The sequence below is a fragment of the Natrinema halophilum genome (assembly GCF_013402815.2).
In the GTDB taxonomy this organism is placed as follows: Archaea; Halobacteriota; Halobacteria; order Halobacteriales; family Natrialbaceae; genus Natrinema; species Natrinema halophilum.
The window spans coordinates 98,475-116,016 of the sequence record NZ_CP084880.1 but is presented as its reverse complement, the minus strand read 5'-3'; the positions used below and the strand labels follow the sequence as shown (position 1 = coordinate 116,016).

14 protein-coding genes are annotated in these 17,542 nt (G+C 57.8%); 8 read left to right on the top strand and 6 right to left on the bottom strand.

Features of this window, described 5'->3' with window-relative positions; genetic code table 11:
• Positions 1–225 precede the first annotated feature (225 nt).
• Positions 226–1,599, bottom strand: a complete 1,374-nt coding sequence (locus HYG82_RS42365; protein ID WP_235218150.1) for a CapA family protein — start codon at positions 1,597–1,599, stop codon at positions 226–228.
• Between the two features lie 525 nt (positions 1,600–2,124).
• On the opposite strand from HYG82_RS42365, the gene HYG82_RS42360 reads away from it, so the two are divergent.
• On the top strand, positions 2,125–3,240 hold the full coding sequence (locus HYG82_RS42360; protein WP_235218149.1) for an acyl-CoA dehydrogenase family protein: 1,116 nt from the start codon (positions 2,125–2,127) through the stop codon (positions 3,238–3,240).
• 279 nt (positions 3,241–3,519) lie between these two features.
• Here the strand turns inward: HYG82_RS42360 and HYG82_RS42355 are convergent, their stop codons facing one another.
• Positions 3,520–4,257, bottom strand: a complete 738-nt coding sequence (locus tag HYG82_RS42355) for a fumarylacetoacetate hydrolase family protein (RefSeq protein WP_235218148.1) — start codon at positions 4,255–4,257, stop codon at positions 3,520–3,522.
• Positions 4,258–4,910: 653 nt separating this feature from the next.
• On the opposite strand from HYG82_RS42355, the gene HYG82_RS42350 reads away from it, so the two are divergent.
• A complete protein-coding gene (locus HYG82_RS42350; protein WP_235218147.1) occupies positions 4,911–6,767 on the top strand; it encodes an acetyl-CoA carboxylase biotin carboxylase subunit in 1,857 nt (618 codons plus the stop codon).
• A 12-nt stretch (positions 6,768–6,779) separates the two neighbouring features.
• On the opposite strand, the gene HYG82_RS42345 is transcribed toward HYG82_RS42350, so the two are convergent.
• The 3 genes from HYG82_RS42345 to HYG82_RS42335 all read right to left on the bottom strand — a co-directional run bounded on the left by HYG82_RS42345 (position 6,780) and on the right by HYG82_RS42335 (position 10,539).
• A complete protein-coding gene (locus HYG82_RS42345; protein ID WP_235218146.1) occupies positions 6,780–7,949 on the bottom strand; it encodes an acyl-CoA dehydrogenase family protein in 1,170 nt (389 codons plus the stop codon).
• A 126-nt stretch (positions 7,950–8,075) separates the two neighbouring features.
• Positions 8,076–9,095, bottom strand: coding sequence for a TIGR04024 family LLM class F420-dependent oxidoreductase (locus tag HYG82_RS42340; RefSeq protein ID WP_235218145.1), 1,020 nt, complete (start codon positions 9,093–9,095; stop codon positions 8,076–8,078).
• 229 nt (positions 9,096–9,324) lie between these two features.
• The gene (locus HYG82_RS42335; protein WP_235218144.1) at positions 9,325–10,539 is read right to left on the bottom strand and encodes an acyl-CoA dehydrogenase family protein; all 1,215 of its coding nucleotides are present in this window, start codon (positions 10,537–10,539) and stop codon (positions 9,325–9,327) included.
• 328 nt (positions 10,540–10,867) lie between these two features.
• Here HYG82_RS42335 and HYG82_RS42330 point away from each other — a divergent pair, with 328 nt between their 5' ends.
• The 5 genes from HYG82_RS42330 to HYG82_RS42310 all read left to right on the top strand — a co-directional run bounded on the left by HYG82_RS42330 (position 10,868) and on the right by HYG82_RS42310 (position 15,084).
• Positions 10,868–11,842, top strand: coding sequence for a hypothetical protein (locus HYG82_RS42330; RefSeq protein ID WP_235218143.1), 975 nt, complete (start codon positions 10,868–10,870; stop codon positions 11,840–11,842).
• Positions 11,842–12,252 (top strand): Zn-ribbon domain-containing OB-fold protein, encoded by a 411-nt coding sequence (locus tag HYG82_RS42325; protein WP_235218142.1) that lies wholly within the window; start codon positions 11,842–11,844, stop codon positions 12,250–12,252. The genes HYG82_RS42330 and HYG82_RS42325 overlap by 1 nt, the downstream gene beginning before the upstream one ends.
• Positions 12,252–13,415, top strand: a complete 1,164-nt coding sequence (locus HYG82_RS42320) for a thiolase domain-containing protein (protein WP_235218141.1) — start codon at positions 12,252–12,254, stop codon at positions 13,413–13,415. Before HYG82_RS42325 ends, HYG82_RS42320 begins: the two co-directional genes overlap by 1 nt.
• Positions 13,416–13,458: 43 nt before the next feature.
• Positions 13,459–13,638 (top strand): hypothetical protein, encoded by a 180-nt coding sequence (locus tag HYG82_RS42315; RefSeq protein ID WP_235218140.1) that lies wholly within the window; start codon positions 13,459–13,461, stop codon positions 13,636–13,638.
• A 261-nt stretch (positions 13,639–13,899) separates the two neighbouring features.
• A complete protein-coding gene (locus tag HYG82_RS42310) occupies positions 13,900–15,084 on the top strand; it encodes an acyl-CoA dehydrogenase family protein (RefSeq protein WP_235218139.1) in 1,185 nt (394 codons plus the stop codon).
• A gap of 205 nt (positions 15,085–15,289) precedes the next feature.
• Here HYG82_RS42310 and HYG82_RS42305 read toward each other — a convergent pair whose 3' ends face one another.
• Positions 15,290–16,495: an acyl-CoA dehydrogenase family protein gene (locus tag HYG82_RS42305; protein WP_235218138.1), complete on the bottom strand. Its 1,206-nt coding sequence runs from the start codon at positions 16,493–16,495 to the stop codon at positions 15,290–15,292.
• A 287-nt stretch (positions 16,496–16,782) separates the two neighbouring features.
• On the opposite strand from HYG82_RS42305, the gene HYG82_RS42300 reads away from it, so the two are divergent.
• Positions 16,783–17,205: a VOC family protein gene (locus HYG82_RS42300; RefSeq protein ID WP_284145052.1), complete on the top strand. Its 423-nt coding sequence runs from the start codon at positions 16,783–16,785 to the stop codon at positions 17,203–17,205.
• Positions 17,206–17,542 lie beyond the last annotated feature (337 nt).

Below are 17,542 nucleotides of genomic sequence, written 5' to 3'. Positions count from 1 at the left end.
TTTTGCAAACGATCGAACAGTATGCAGTTCGCTGTAACCGTATACGGAGATCGCAGATTACCTGACAGAGGGGGAGAGCTATCTGTGATTACGGTAGCTATCCGACCGATGGCTCGGAAGAAGGGAAATTGGTGGCCTAAGCGACGGTGCAAACCGTTTCAGCTGCGCGACTGATCTTCTCGGAAATCTCTTCTCTGGACGGCGGTAGTTGGCCGGAAACGCACCTCACTGAATCTCGACGCGTCCAACGCCATCCTCGTAAACGACTTCGGTTCCGAAGTCGGCTGAAAGGGAGGCGACATCCTCGAGAATTCTGGTCGATTTTTCCTCGTCCGCCAGTACGGGGATTCCGCGCTGTGGCCGGGATTGACGTTGCTGCAGATCGAGCGGATGCAGTTCGATTTCTTCGAGATCTCCGGAACCGTCGAATCGACAGACCGGGATGAACGACTCGAACCAGCCGTCGTTGGCGACGTACGCCTGAGGAGATCCGTCCTCGTCGAACCCCCAGGCGTCGTAAGCCACGGACGCTTTCGAATACTGGTCGATCCCGAACATATCGTACGTGACCGGCCCGAGGCGATCGAGCGTGTCGAACTGGATGATGAAATTTCCAAGCGAGTAGAAGATGGGGCAGTCCTGATAGAGTTCGATTCCCCGGATGACGTGTGGTCCCGTCCCGATGAACGCATCTGCGCCGGCGTCGATGCAATTTTTCGCGAACTCTGTCATGAATCGGGGCGTCTCCTTCGTCGCGTTAGTCCCTCCGAGACCGTCGACCCCTTCGTGTCCATGATGAGCCATGAGGACCCAGTCTGCGTTATTGCGAGCTTCTTCGATCCAGTCGGTTATCCGGGATTCGTCTGCCTGATTGGCGCGATACTCGATTCCGCACTCGGACACCTCGTCGACTGATTCGAACTTGAGATCCATGAAGTGGAAGAACTCCTCCTGGTCCCAATCGTGCCCAGCCTGGATTGCGCTATCGTGCCAGATTTCTTTTAGATTTTCGATGCCGACTTCCTCGCTGATTTTTTCGAGCGCCTCAATTCGCTCCGCAGTGGCCTTATAGATCTGCTCGACGTGTAACGGGTTCATTCCGGGACGTCCCGGCATCGCGGCGGTCTGCTCGCCGGCCTCGCTCCCCGGTATCACCGTACTACAGCTGTTCACCAGCGCGACCCGCCCGGCGGCCGTCTCCAGATATGCCGGTTTCTGTGCCTCGAACAGGGTCCGCCCCATCCCGGCGAACGGAACGTCTCGGCTCCGGAATTCGGCGATCGTGTGCTCGATGCCCGCATGGCCGAAATCCATGGTATGGTTGGACGCTGTGCTAAAGATGTCACACCCCATCGCGGTTAGTTCGTCGATCATTTCGGGAGAGACGCCGATGTGAAGCCCCGATGATTGAGCGTTCGGGTATCCGTCATCCGGTCGTACCATCTCCTCGAAGTTGGCTACCGTCGCGTCAGTTTCGCGAAGCAAAGATAACATCTGATCGAACCGATCCGTCACGCCTTCGTAGGGGAGGATTTCGCGCGTGGGAATAGCATCTCCCGTCGCTGCTAGGACGAACTGGTCTCGTTGCTGGATTGCCATACATTTCTGATCATGTCGATGGTTCTTATAGCCACTGACTGTACAAATCCACACGAGACAGAAACGAGTCGCTGCAGCGCGTGCCAGGCACCCGATTCTGACAGTTATCCGTCAGTTCCGAACGGATCTATCCTGGACGAACCGTTAGCAGCCAGGAATCGAGCAGTTCTAGTTGCCGTGGATCTCAAGCCTTGCCGAACGGTCGAGGGCGAGGTCGACGAGTGGCGCAAAACCATCGAATTCGGGGGAATCAGAGGTTTTACTTCGATATCAGCCGATAAAATTCGCCTTTCCGTATCACTACCAATCGTCCCTAGATGAGTTACACCAGCGATCGATTAGAACAGCAGTGGTCCGCATCCGCTCACTCGAACATCCAGATGAGAACCTTCCTGACTAGCCACGCGTCCAAATCCTTATGAACCAGAAGCGCGATATACCTTAGAAACTATGAGTGTTGGTCGTAACAATATAAAAGATCCGAAAAGTGTAACCGATTCTAAGAAATTTTCAGAGCTCGATCAATTGGCCCGTGATAAATTTCGGTCGCGGGCGAAGGAGTACAACGATTCTTACGAGATACCCACAGAGAATCTACAGGAATTAGGCGAGCGAGGGTGGCTGGCAGCGTCGGTGAGCGAAGAAAACGGAGGCTGGGGGAGTAACACCGACGAGGGTGACCCCGCCGAGTACCTGCAGGCGATCCGGACAGTCGCTCACGGCTGTAGTTCGACCGCACACTGCCTCCAACTCCATTACCATACCGCCTGGTTCTTCGATAAGATCGCCACGGACGCGCAGGTCGAACGGTACCTCGAACCGATGCTCGACGACGTGACGGCTACCGGGACGTTCACCTTTGCCGAACCGAATATGACCAATCAGTACGATCTGAGCACGACCGCGACGCCGGTCGACGGTGGCTACGAGATCTCCGGAACGAAGCTCTACGCCACCAACGCGCCGATCGCCGACTTCCATCTCATCTTCGTCTCTTTGGATGGGTTGGACGGTCCAGAATCCGTCACGATCTTCATCGTCGACGATGACCGAGACGGCGTCGAAGTTGACGAGAGCTGGTGGCGCCCGTTTGGCATGCGAGCCGCCGTTAGCCCGCGCATCGAATTCGACGACGTCTTTGTCCCCAAGGAGAACATGCTCGGTGAACCCGGACAATACCTCGACGAACGGTGGCAAGCGAAGTTTCACACAGCCTTCTGTGCGAACTACCTCGGCTCGATGGAGGGCGTCTACGACTTCTACCGTGAGTACATGGAGGAGCGAGGCAAGGCTGACTTCGATTCCGTGCAGTTACGAACCGGCGAAGTTCACGTCGAAATGAAAGCCGCCGAAGCGTTCTTCCACGACGCCATCCGCACGTGGCAAGATCCGACTGCAAGCCAGAAAAACGGAGAAGTGATGGCGATGAAGGCCAAGTGGTTCAACGCCAAAACGGCGATGGACGTCGGCCTCCAGATCGCCGAAACCGCCGGTTCCACAGCACAATTCGAGCAATTCCCCATCGGCCGATATCTTCGAGACATGCACACCCACACCCAGCACTCGGGACACGACATGACCGCGACTCAGATCGGCCGGTCGCAATTCGACATCGAATACGACACCACGCGGGAAGTATGAAGACGGCCAATTGAGCCGTCTTTTAGACGACGAGATTTCGCAGGGCCGCCTTGTGTTCGATCTCAGCCCCGTCGTGTGCGAGCGAAGTGAATCGCGAACAATCCTAAATTCCGATTAGTATCGGTACTGGAACGCACGATTTGCGATCGCCGCAACGACTCCCGTACCGTTATCAGGTCGACGAAGTCGGATACGTTTCCACACACTGTGTCGGAAGCGGGAAATAACTGGGTATCCTATCGTGGCCCTACGGGGACGGGATCCGCTGGCTACTAGCGATTAGTGGTCTCGATCATCGGTAATAGCGGTACCGTGCTCTAGCGTGCCGATGCCTTCGATCTCGATCTCGATATCATCACCGTGGGCTAGCGCATCGGCTCCTGACGTGGTTCCGGTCGCGATCAGGTCACCCGGTTCGAGTGTCATGTACCGCGTCACCTCTTCGATTATCTCAGGCACACCGAATCTGAGACGGGATCGGTCAGTGGTCTGTTGGACTTGCCCGTTGACTTGAAGTTCGATGTCAGCGTCATCGGGGACTGCATCAGGATCGACGATGACGGGTCCGACGACTGCAGAGTTGTCGAATGCTTTGAAACGCACGCCGTACACATCGTCGTTCGACTTGTCTGTAAGATCGTTCAGGATGGTGAATCCCCCCACGACGCTCATGGCGTCGTCGCGGGACATGTGACGGCACTGGGTGTCAATGACGACAGCCAGTTCTGCCTCGTACTGGATCTCCGCTCCAGAGGGTAACGAAACTGTGTCACCGTGTCCGGAAACGGTATTCGGTGGTTTCAAAAAGAGCTTCGGTCGATCCGGAAGTTCGTAGCCATACTCGTCGACGAGATCGTAGTTGTTCGTTGAGACCCCTACGATCTTCGTCGGCTCCGTCGGTGGAAGGATTGTCACTTCGTCGGGTCGATACACCGTTCCGCCGGCTTCGAGTCTGCGGTCGGTCCACGTTCCGTTTCGCGTTCTCCCGCTCGGGGTACGAAATCTTGCACGTCGCATTATGCAATATATTGATATGATAACCAATAACCTTTCTAAAGTACTGAATCAGGTGGCTGGCGACCCGGTGGTGTGCCGGCACGACCGACAAGTAACGGAGAAGTTCAACGTGAGTGTACTTGGGGGTCTCGTTGACCATGAGATGAGAACCAGCGCACTACTCACTACACGAACACGCTCTGTCGACGCGCAATGGCGCATCCTGGACTGGTCCAAGAACTTAACGACGGGTTCACGACGCAAACGGCACCTCAGGTGCCAGCCAGATCGCATGGGCAAGCCTATCAGGACAGTGCCGACGCCGCAATGCGCGTCGTCGTATAGCCTCTCCCTGGGTTCGCTTGAAAGTCAGCTTTTTATATATCCGGTCATGTTCTGGTGAATTGTAAATAATAGTATAACTTTGGTATTCGGATGGACTTTAAAGGGGAAGCAAGATAGAGCTGAATACTGCAATCATCGCCAGTCACAGCGTTGCCTCTCGTCTACGAAAACACGTCGAACTGGCCGATACTACACTGAAGCATGCATGTTCAGTCATAGACCGCATTGAAACCGCCATACGCCATTCCTTTCACTTGAATCTGAATGCCATCGGATACCAAAAGAGTAGTTATATGGAGGTTCATGGCACTATCGTAGAACTGATAGAAATGTTTGACAAGGTACTCGTCGCAAACCGCGGAGAGATTGCCGTCCGGGTGATGCGCGCCTGCAAGGAATTGGGGATCGATACAATCGCCGTCTACAGCGAGGCGGACAAACACTCCGGGCACGTCAGATACGCCGACGAGGCATATAACGTCGGTCCGTCGAGAGCGGCCGACTCCTATCTCGATCACGGTGAAATCCTGGACGTGGCCCGGAACGCAGACGCCGACGCGATCCACCCAGGCTACGGATTTCTCGCGGAAAACGCAGAGTTCGCGAGCAAAGTCGAAGCCGCTGACGGAATCACGTGGGTTGGTCCGTCTGCGGGTGCGATGGAACGCCTCGGAAAGAAGACCGAAGCTCGCAAAGTGATGAGTGATGCGGATGTCCCCATCATTCCCGGGACGGTAGATCCGGTCACGGAACCCACAGAAGTCGGAAAATTCGCAGACGAACACGGCTATCCAGTCGCTATTAAAGCCGAAGGAGGCGGCGGCGGGCGCGGCATGAAGATAGTCCGCAGCGAAGACGAGATCGAAGATCGACTCGAAGAAGCCAAGCGCGAAGGTGAAGCGTACTTCGACGATTCAACGGTCTATGTCGAGAAGTATCTCGACAATCCACGCCACATCGAGGTCCAGATACTCGCCGACCAGCTTGGGAATGTCTGTCACCTCGGGGAGCGGGATTGTTCGCTCCAGCGCCGTCACCAGAAGGTCGTCGAAGAAGGGCCGAGTTCCGAGCTTACAGACGACTTACGCGAACAAATCGGCGAAGCCGCACGGCGAGGCGTGAGCGCCGCCGACTACTCTAACGCCGGGACCGTCGAATTCCTCGTCGAAGATGACCCTAATCGGGACCCAAGCGAGAAGCTCGATATCGACGATAACTTCTACTTCCTCGAGGTTAACACCCGTATCCAGGTCGAACACACGGTTACCGAAGAGATCACCGGGATCGACATCGTGAAATGGCAACTGCGAGTGGCAGCCGATGAGGAACTCGCCTTCTCCCAGGACGATATCGATATCGACGGCCACGCCATACAATTCCGGATCAACGCTGAAAACGCTGCAGAGGAGTTCTCGCCAGCGACTGGCGGCACCCTCGAGACGTACGATCCACCGGGCGGTATCGGTGTCCGGGTCGACGACGCGCTTCGACAGGGTGACGAGTTGGTAACCGATTACGATTCCATGATCGCGAAGCTGATCGTCTCAGCAGGCGATCGCGACGAGTGTATTAGCCGCGCCCAGCGGGCGCTGGCCGAGTACGACATCGAGGGCATCACGACGATCATCCCACTCCACCGGTTACTGTTGACTGACGAGACGTTCGTCGGCGGACTCCATCACACGAAGTACTTGGACGAGGAACTGGACCCTGAACGCGTCGTTGACGCCCAAAATCAGTGGGGGTCGGAGGCAGCGTCGGCGAGTACCGAGGAAGCGTCGGACAGCGTCGAGCGGGAGTACACCCTGGAGGTCGACGGCAAGCGCATCGATGTAACACTCGAAGAGCACGGTTCGGCTCGAACGCCGAACACTACCGCTGTCATGAATGGCGGCAGTCAAAAACAAGCGCAATCCGACCAAGCCAACGGAGGCAATAGCGGCGGTGACGCCGCTGCAACCACGATAGCCGACGGCGAACAGGTCACTGCCGAGATGCAGGGCACCATTCTCGACGTCGCCGTCGACGAGGGAGATGCAGTGGAATCCGGCGACGTACTCTGCGTGCTGGAGGCAATGAAGATGGAAAATGATATAGTGGCCCCCCGAAGCGGCACCATCGCACAAGTTGCAGTCTCTGAGGACGAGAGCATCGACATGGGCGACGTGTTAGTCGTCCTGGAGTGACTGAACGGAGAGTCAGTACGATCGAGGTAATCCGAGTCCGTGTTGGGCCAGGTAATTTTTGATCATCTCGTTGGGGATGGGTGCCAGAACTTCGATCATGACCTCCCGCCAGTATCGTTCGACGTCGTACTCCTTGGCGTATCCCATGCCACCGTGGGTTCGGACGGCCCGTTCGCAAGCCTCGAGCGCGTGTTCGCTCGCTCGTAGTTTGGCCGCGTTCGCTTCAACTCCACACTCTCGGTCACGATCGTACAGCCACGCCGCTTTCTGTACGAGGAGTTCGTCTTGGAGCAGCTTGCTCCAGGAATCGGCAAGCGGATGCTGGATTGCCTGATATGACCCGATTTTGTTTCCGAACACTTCACGCTCGTTGGCGTACTGGCTCGCTTTTTCGACTGCCGCCTGGCCGATACCGAGCGCGCTCGCGGCGAGACTGATCCTCTCAGCGTTTGCAAACGAGAGGAGGTACTCGAATCCCGCCCCCTCCTCTCCGATTAAGTCGTCCGCCGGCACTCGGAAGTCGTCGAACCACACTTCGTTGGATTCTGCTGCGCCGCGGCCCGCCTTCGGTATTTCCTGAACGTCGACGCCGTCACTGTCCATGCTGAATTCGGTGAAAAACAGCGACAGACCGCCGAAACGATCGCCAGTCTCCTGGGAACTCGTTCGGGCCAGAAGCATGATGACGTCGGCTTCCTGGGCCTTCGAGGTCCAGATCTTCTGCCCGGTGATTCGGTACTCATCGCCGTCTCGCTCGGCGTAGGTCTCGATCTGGGACGTGTCGATTCCGGCGTTCGGTTCAGTCACCCCCGTACAAACCATCACGTCGCCCCTGGCGATCGCCGGAAGGTAGCGCTCCTTGTGATCGGCAGTGCCGTATTCGACCAGCGGTGCGGTGCTGAACACGTGGTGGGACGTCGTCGACGTGGCAGCCATCGCTCCGCCTGAGCGTGAGACCTCTTGCTGGACGAGCGCTGCTTCAAACACGCCGTAGTCCTGGCCGCCGTACGCCTCGGGAATGGTGAGCCCGCACCAGCCCGCGTCTGCGAACGCATCGAAGAATTCCCAACCGAACTCATGATTGTGGTCCTTTTCACGCCAGTACTCGTCGCCGAAATCCGCGCAGAGCTCCTGAATCTGACTGCGGATCAAACGCTGCTCGTCTGACAATTCGAAATTCACGTTGTACCTGTTCAACCTATTTTTTTAAAACTCTATGCTTGTGAGCGATCGTGACGAGATGCGTACGTCGTGTGATGCGAGCCATCCTCGGGCTTCGGACCGTGTTGCGGGCGAATCACAGCCTTGTCACTCGACGCACCGGGCTACCGTTTCCATCGTTTCCCGCACCTGATCGTTCGTCGCCCTGCTCGGGATGTATAGCGAAACGGCGTCGACGACGTCGACGCCTGTAAACGCCTCTAGCCGCGGTCGGACGTCGTCCGCCGTGCCGGCGATGGCCAGCGAGTCCAGGAGGTCGTCGTCGAGCGCTTGCCTCGCCCGATCCGTCTCACCCGCCTGCCAGGCATCGTGGATCTCGGTGGCGATATCCTCGTAGCCCTGGGCGATCAGCGCATCCCGGTAGAACGTGCCCATGGCGCCGACGTAGAAGGCGATGTGTCCGCGAGCGAGGTCGCGGGCTGTCGCAGCATCCTCGAGCACGCAGCACGGAACCGTCAGCGTCGTGTGAATGTCGGCAGGATCGCGGTCACCAGCGCTGGCACCGCGCCGGAGGTCGCTGGCCCGATCTCGGAGGCCATCCGGCGTGAGCATGAGGGCGTGCCAGCCGTCCGCGAACCGACCGGTCAGTTCGACAGCTTTCGGTCCCATCGCCGCGACGTCGACGCCTGGCGGATCTTCGGGTGGGTCGCACCTGAGGCGAAAGCCTGAGAGTTCGAAGAAGGTCCCGTCGTACGACACCGTCTCACCGGCGAGCACCTGCGTGACGATCTCGACGTACTCCCGCGTCCGGCGGAGCGGCCGTTCGAACGGGATGCCGTGCCAGTTCTCGATGACCGCCGGGCCGCTCGGGCCGAGTCCGACCCGGAATCGCCCGCCGCTTGCCGCCTGCAGCGTCGCTGCGGTCTGTCCGACGAGGGCCGGCGAACGCGAGTAGGTCGGAAAAATGCTCACGCCGATGCCCAGTTCGTCCGTCCGCTCTGCGAGGAGCGTGCTGACCGTGACAGCGTCGATACCCCAGGTCTCCGGAATCCATACGCGGTCGTAGCCGAGCGATTCCGCGAGCGTCCCGAACGACGTGATCGTCTCGAGATCGCCGAGAGCACTCGTCTGCAGCCGGACATCGATCTCTGTGCCATCGTGATCCATGGATATTCGTTGGTGTTGGGGAATATAGTGGTTTCCGTGCCGACGCTGCAGACGCCGTCTGGCAGCCCCGTGCGATCCGCCTCGCCGGTCAGTCGTCGCCGACGGCTGGCGGAAGGAGATCCCCCAAGATGCGATCGATCCGACCGCTGTGGCCAGTTGCGAGGCGTCGATCAGGGGACGACGACGGAATGCCTTAGAACTCAGGCGGCCTGGCGTGGCCCGCTCCGAATCACCGCGTCGAGGCCTGTTGTTCCTCTATCCCCAGTGCATCCTTGGCGACGCTCGTCTTCTGTTTGTCGAGGATATCGTGTAGCGTGAGTGTACGAGCGTTGCGCCAGAAGCGGTCGGCGTCGAACTGTCGACTGGTCGAGCGTGCGCCACAGATCTGGAACAACCGATTCGCGACGTCGATCGAAACTTCAGAGGATTTCACTTTCGCCCGGTAGACGGCGGTGCCCATGTTCGACAGCGCCTCGGCGTTGGCCCCGCCTTCGGTCTCGTCGAGCAGTTGGGCGGCACGGTCGACCAGCTCCCAGGCGGCCCTGATATCGATGTCCATCTCACCGACGTGGAGCTGCACGTGGGGGTCGTGTGCGAGGCTCTCGAGATCGCTCGGCGGTTTGGATTCGTTCTCCAGGTACCACGTGGTGAACTCGAATGCACCCTTGGCGAGGCCGACGAAGATAGCTGCGAACAGAAGCTGGAAATTAAAGCCGATGAGTCCATGTTCGATGAGGTCGCCTGGCTCGCCAATGACGTTCTCGTCGGAGATGTGTACGCCGTCGAACTTCGCGATGCCGCTCGCGGTCGCGCGCTGTCCCATCCCGTCCCAGGTGTCTTCGATGGTGACGCCATCCGCACCGGCCGGCACGATAACCGGGAGCAGCCCCGTCATGTCTTCCGAACCGGCCTCCATGACGTGGAGCATGTGGTAGTCTGCGTGCGTGGAGTTCGTGGCGAAGAACTTGTCAGCGTCGATGATCCAGCCGTCGTCGACCTGCCGAGCTTCGGCGTTGTACCTGACTCTGTCGCCGGAGTCGGAGTCGAATTCCTGGTCAGGCTCGCTCCCATAGTACCCAAAAATAGCCCCGTCTGCTACCGCCCGGGCGTAGCGCTCGTGTTGCTCAGCCGTACCGAGCACCCGGGTGATGGCAAGGGCGATCGAATGCGTCGAGAAACACTGCGCAGTGCTGCTGCAGGCAGCACCGAGCTGTGCGGTGGCGGCGTAGTACGCTCGATTGCTCGTGATCCCGGCGTCTAGGCCGCCGTGTTCGCTCGCTGCGGTAATATTGAGGACATCGTGCTCGTGGAGCAGTTCGAAGTTCTTGGCCGGGAATTCTCCGCCGCGGTCTACGTCCGGCGCTTGGCTGACGATTTCGTCCAGGCACGGTTCGAGGCGACGCTGCATCTCCTGGTCCATATTCTCTGCGAAAATGGCATCCATGAGATTACGCTTCGAGTGATTGTCTCAAAAGTGTTGGGTATCGCTCACCAAATAATACGTACGGAACTAACAGAACACCGTCTCTGGTATTTGTACGGGAGATTCAACTCACGATTTGGAGCCGGAAGATCAGTTGTCGACGCCTGGGTCGAGTAAGGCTGGTGTCACTCTCTCCACATCCGGTCGAAAATGCTCAGAAAGGATTTCTAATTTCCATGCGTACCTGAACACGATCCATATCCGTCGCCCAGAAATCGGCAAATCTGGCGCATACTGGGACAATGAGACGAGATTTTTTATAGTTGTAGTCTGTTCACTGATGCACTGTATGGTTGCGATACGTGGATACGGTACGTATATCCCAGTTTACCGGATTGAACGAGAAACGATCGCCACACAACACGGTGACTATCCCTCGAGCGGCGAGGTGTCCGTTCCAGCCAGCGACGAAGGAATTGTCTCCCTAGGCGTAAACGCCGCGTCGAACGCCCTCGAACACGCAGCCGTCGAGGCAGCAGATCTCGATGCAGTCTTCGCTGCGACGATGTCAGATCCGTTCGACGAACGCGGCGTCGCCTCGAACGTCGGCTACGCTGTTGGCATCGACCCTCAAACCCGCATCGCCGACTTTGAGGGATCACAGCGTGCGGCAGTGGATGCCATACTGGCCGGTCGAGACGCGATCGAAGCCGACCGTGCCAAGACGGTGCTGGTCGTGGCGACCGATATCCGGCGAGCAACTGCCGGGTCCTCAGCCGAGCAGACCGCAGGCGCCGGCGCAGCCGCAGTCGTCCTCGATGCGGACGGGGATGTCGCGTCCCTGGACGGCGCGGCCGTCAATACGACCGGCTTCGTCGGTCGGTTCACCCCAGCGGGTGGGTCGCCGGTCGAAGGCAAAGTTCCATTCAACCGCGATCGGTTTGTAGAGGAGGTCGCCGAGGCAATCGGAGAGATTGGCACAGCCGATATCGCAGCGATTCCCGCTCCCGGCGACGATTGGGGCGATCGGGTCCTCTCTGCGCTCGACAGCGACGCCGAGCGTCCGTCCACGTTCGCCGACATTGGCGATGCCGGCACGGCGAGCGTCCTCCTTGATCTGGCGCTCGTCCTCGAGAACGCTGCTCCGGACGACAGGCTCCTCGTCGCAGCCGGCGGTCCTGGCGGCTGTGCCGCACTCGCCCTCGAAGTAGACGATGTTACCCGAGCGACACCTATGACAACGCAAGACTATATCGAGAGCAAAGATTACGTGACGTACTCGAAACACCGTTCGTTCCGCGAACCAACAGGAGGGAACGCCTAATGCACGAACCGCCACACTGGCGCGATCGGCCGCAGAACGAACGGCTTCTCGCCCGGGAATGTCGCACGTGTGGGTACGTCTCATTCCCGGAACACAGGCGTATCTGCAAGCGCTGTCAGGATGAAGTCGAATGGGACGAGGTCCGTCTCCAGGAACGAGGAACAGTCCGTTCGTACGTCGTCCAGAACCGTCTCCCAGATGAATTCGAGACTCCGCTCCCGCTCGCCGTGCTTGATATGCCACAGGAAACCGACGGCGAACCAGCCCGGGTGTACGGCCTGTTTACGGAGACTGAACCCGACGACATCGAGATCGGAATGGTCGCCGATGCTGATCTCCGGCAACTGTTCGACATCAACGGGCTACCGGTCCACTCTTTTAAGTTCAAGCTCCCACGAGGTGAGCGCTAATGAGGGACGTCGCCGTGATCGGAGCCGGGATGATTGAGTTCGGTGAACTGTACGAGCAATCGACGGACGATATGGCCGAGGCAGCCTTCCTCAACGCGCTCGATGACGTTGATTACGGCATTTCGCCTGACGAGATCGACGCTGGATGGTTGGGAACGAGCAATATAGCCGGAGACGCGAATAGCGGTCTCGGTCTCGCGCATCCGACTGGGCAGTTCGAAATTCCGATCATGCGGGTCGAGAACGCGTGCGCAACTGGCAGTTCAGCGTTCCGGGCAGCCGTCGAAGCGGTACGTGCGGGCAGCGCCGATGTCGCCCTCGTCTTGGGCGTCGAGAAGATGCACGACTCTGCCGAGGGACTCATCGCGAACGCAGCGCTCGATCAGGTCTGGCGGGGACGTGGGGTGACGATGCCTGCTTTCTTCGGCATGCGGGCAACGAGGCACATGCACGAGTTCGGTACGACTCGCGAACAGATTGCCGAGGTCAGCGTCAAGAACCACGAAAACGGCTCGAAGTACCCGTACGCGCACTACCAGTTCACCTGTGACGTCGAAGATGTCGTCCAGAGTCCACAGGTCACCTACCCCCTCCAACTGTACGACTGCTGTCCTGTCACTGATGGCGCAGCTGCGACGATCATCGCGAGTGAAGATGTCGCCGACAACTACACGGACGATCCAATATGGGCGGCTGGAAGCGGACTCTCGACGGACAGCCTCCTTCGTGGCAACGACTCGGCGTTGGTAGGGTTCGAAGCGACGACCCAGGCAGCGAACCAAGCGTATGACCAGGCCAATATCGGTCCCGAGGACATCGACGTCGCCGAAGTCCACGACTGTTTCACCATCACCGAACTCATCACGTACGAGGATCTCGGTTTCTGCGAAAAGGGCGAGGGCGGACAATTCGTCGAGGAGGGAACCGTACATCTCGACGGCGAGAAGCCGGTCAACCCGAGCGGTGGTCTGCTCGCCAAGGGTCATCCAATCGGTGCTACCGGTGTCGCACAGATCAACGAAATTTACGAGCAACTGCGTGGTGAAGCAGGAGCCGTACAAGTCGGCAACGACCCGCAGTACGGCCTCCAGCACAACATCGGCATCGGCCGAAACGCAACGGGCAGTGTCTCTTGCGTGAACGTGCTCTCACGAGAGCGCTGAACACACCCCTAGTATTTTTGGGGTGTAGTGCGTAAGCTTCGGTATGACGGAACTGACAGTTGACGTGTCGGAGCAAACTCTCGACGAAATCGAGAGTAGAGTGACTGGCAACGACGATCGCGAGGACGTTGCACGGCACCTGATCAACCTCGGTATCAAGTACGAGCGACTCCGAGAGGAACAGCACCAACTCGACCAGCACTACCAGTCGTTCGGACCCTGACCGCCCGGTTCGGGACGGCCCGATAGTGAGTTCATGTTCTGCGGCGAATTCGACGAGTACAGTTAGCGCCTGCTGAATCTCGAGCGAAGCTTTCTGGTGTCGTCGAGCGTTGACTCGGTGTTCACGTCGCAGCCGAGTCACATACCGTCAGGATCGCTCCCCATCTAGCGTGGCCGAGTCCGTACCGTTTCCATCCGCAGTGGGACGGACAGAGGCTCAAAAAAGAAAAATTGTTTTACCTTTCGGGTCTGTCAACATACTATGCACGGAGAATTAGCAGAGCGAATTGTCCGCTGTTCAGAGATATTCGAGGATCGCGCAGCAGAGGTCGACCGGCAGGCGTCATTCCCGGCCGATAATTTCGACGTATTAGCGGAAGAAAATCTCCTGGGACTCGCTTGCGGTAGCGATTTCGGTGGGTTTGACGCGGGAATGGCCGGCGATTACCAACTTTTCTTCGACGCAATCGAAGAATTTGCAAGAGGATGTAGCAGCACGGCACAGTGTTTCGCCACACACTCTATGGCTGTGGGAACGATCCGTGCGCTCGGCTCGCAGGAATCACGCGAATTCTTCAGCAATGAAGTCACAGAGAACGGGGCCGTGTTTGGATACTATGGAAGCGAACCCGATCAAGTCTTCGAGGGGAACACCCGCACTGACTACGACACGACAGTTACCAGAACCGACGACGGTTGGGAGGTTAGCGGTCGAAAGTTCTTCACCACGAACTCGACACACGCCGACTATCACATGGCATTCGCGATGAAAGAAGGCGCCACGGATATGAATGGGTTGATGCAGGTCGTCGTGCCTGATGATGCCGACGGCGTAACGATCCACGATACGTGGGACGGGATGGGGCAGCGCTCGACAGCCAGCGGTATGGTCGAATTCGAAGATGTATCCATCCCCGATAAGTGTATTATCGGAGATCCTGGCGATCTCACGGAGAATCCCTACATCTGGAATAGCTTTCAACTTTCGTTTGCCAGTATCTTCGTCGGACTCGCAAGGGGTGCGCTCGATTTCACCAAGTGGTACCTCGAAAACGAGTCGAAACCCCCGAAAGATTTGCCATCCCTCTCTCACGACCCGCACGTGCAACTCCACGTCGGCGACATGAACGTTCGGACGGAGGCAGCAAGTCAACTCGTCGAGCGAGCGATCGAACTGCTGGAGGACCACCACGACGATCCAGACCTCGAAGAGGAGACGACAGCAGCCGTATCGCGGGCGAAAATCTTCTCGTCAGAGGTCGTACTGGATGTTACAAATAGACTGTTTCAGATCTGTGGCGCACGTTCGACCAGTCGACAGTTCGATGCCGATCGCTTCTGGCGCAACGCCCGCACGCTCGTACTCCACGACGTCGTGGACAAGCAGAAGGCGGAGGTTGCTCAGCACGAACTCGGCCTCAAGACGAAAGGCCGCTACGAGAACTGACGCATCGATTCGCCGGGTAACTCACCCCCTGTTTTCTATCGAGCCCACAAGTCGCCCCTCTACACCGAGATTACCCAGCAAGAAAACGGGTCGTGCTGGCATCACGGACCGATAGATGGAAAAACGCGAAGTGACATCCGACCAGGTGGCATCTGCAAAATGGCAATTCAGGATCGCTCATCTGCGATTGCAGCCCGGATGATGGTTATTTGATGCCGGAACCCAGACCGACTTCGTCGGCTATTCGTTCCTTTTGCATCTCGGACGTCCCTTCTGGAATTCGAAGCGTTCGCGCGTAGCGGAAGACCCGCTCGAGCGGGTAATCGAGCGAAAGGCCGTTTCCACCGAACACCTGTACCGCGTTATCGGCAGCCTGAAACAGGGTCTCGGTGGCGTAGTACTTGGCCATGGCGCTCACCTTGATGGGATTTTCGCCCTGCTCGATGAGCCAGGCAGTTTTCAGCGCGAGGTTCTCGACTGTTTCTTGCCAAACTGCGATGTCGGCGATCATACCTCGGACATGCTGTCGCTTGCCGATCGGTCTGTCCCAGGAGGTCCTGCTGTTGGCGTACTCGACGCATTCCTCGAGCAGAAACTCCATGAGTCCCGCACATCGAGCAGCGATACGCGCCCGTCCATAGTTGATCTGTTCCATCGCGGTGTAGAATCCGGACCCTACCTCGCCAATGACGTTGGTGTCAGGCACCCTGCAATTGGTGAAATCGAGTTCGGCGTGCATCCCGTCGAGTTCGATAGTGTCGATAACTCGAGTGACGGTGAATCCGGGATTGTCGGCATCGACGAGGAACGACGAAACTCCACCGGGACCTGCGTCAGGGTCTGTGACGGCGAATACCTGCACGAAGTCGGCGTATGGGCTGTTTGTGATCCACATCTTTGAGCCGTCGATGACCCACTCGTCGCCGTCTTTCTCCGCGGTCGTGGACATGTTCAGCGCGTCCGACCCGGAACTCCCTTCGGTGAGCGCGAAACAGCCGTCCTTTTTGCCTTCGATGAGGGGATAGAGGTACTCGTCTTTGAGGCTATCGTCCATCTCGAGTAGCGTCGGGTGCGGCCCGGGAGTGTTCTCGATAAGGTGCTCGTTGAGCCCCAGCCCTTTCGAGTAAATGTGCTGGAGAATATCCACGAGATCGACGATGTTCATCCCCCCGCCGCCGACGTCTTCGGGCATGTGCATGGCCCAGTAACCGGCTTCTCCGGATTTCCGGCGCACTGTCTTGATGATGTCGACGACTTCGTCTTTCAACCGACCATCGTCACGGAGCTTTCGATAATCCGGCGTAAGGATGTCTTCGTGTTTTTTTTCGAGCGGTTCGATTTCCTGTTCCAGAAATCCATCTATACTCCGTTTTATCATATCGACATCATTATTCGGCTCGAAATCTACCATATAGTACTATATCACTTCTTTCATATTAAAGAGTTTTGACGCTCCTCCGGCATTTCAGCCGTCTTTCGTCACTGAGAATTCCACTTTGGGATCTGAATCGAGGGGTCCGTTTCCTGGTGGTAACGCGATTGAGGTTGCCTAGTGCTGAGAGCGAAACCCTCGTTCAGGGAGACACGCGTCGACGTCGCGGCTACTCGAGTTCGCAAGCCGCTTCAGCGACCCCACAGCCAACCATCCGAATCGAACCGAAGCCGCATCTGGAGGAACACAAACAATAAATACTCTGAATGGATTTTCACCTTGTGAAGATTATTGAACTTGACAGAGTGATCGTAGCGACCTCAGATATCGAAATGACGAAGCGAAACTACGAAGAGTTGCTCGATCTCTCGTTCGCAGAGACGGAGCAACTAGACGAGGAACTGGGCGGGCTCGAACTGACGTTCAGTTATCCCGGCATCGAACTGATCGCCCCAGGTGACGACGACAGTCCGATCGCAAAGTACATCGACGAGAACGGTCCGGGCCAGTACGCCGTCGTGTTCCGCGTCGCCGATCTCGCCGCTGCGAAGGACGAACTATCGGCGAAAGACGTGACGCCGATCATCGAAGTAGACGAGAGTGAGGCACCCGAGGCGTTCTATCATCCGAAGGATTTCGACGGCGTCATGGTCATTCTCACCGAATACAGTCATCCCCACGGCGAATGACGAGACGGGCACGCTCCGGTACACAATAGGCGAGACGCGGTCGAGAACTGGCATGGGGGGGTTTCGGAAATCCCCTCTCTCGAACCTGCGAGCGAGAGAAGTGGTCGAGCAGGTTCTCCTGGGACGACAGTATCCTCCGACGGCGAGTATCGCGATTTCCTAGCACGAAGCGGGGCGAATCAGCCGCTCACGAAATCTACGATCTGTAACAATCGGGACCTGAGACGAAGCGACTGCGCCACTCCAGGGTGGGCATCTCGATTCGCTGGCAGTCGCCGGATTTCCCCGCCGAGTTGCGGGAGCATCTCGAGTCGTTCGCAACGGTGGACGGTAGTGA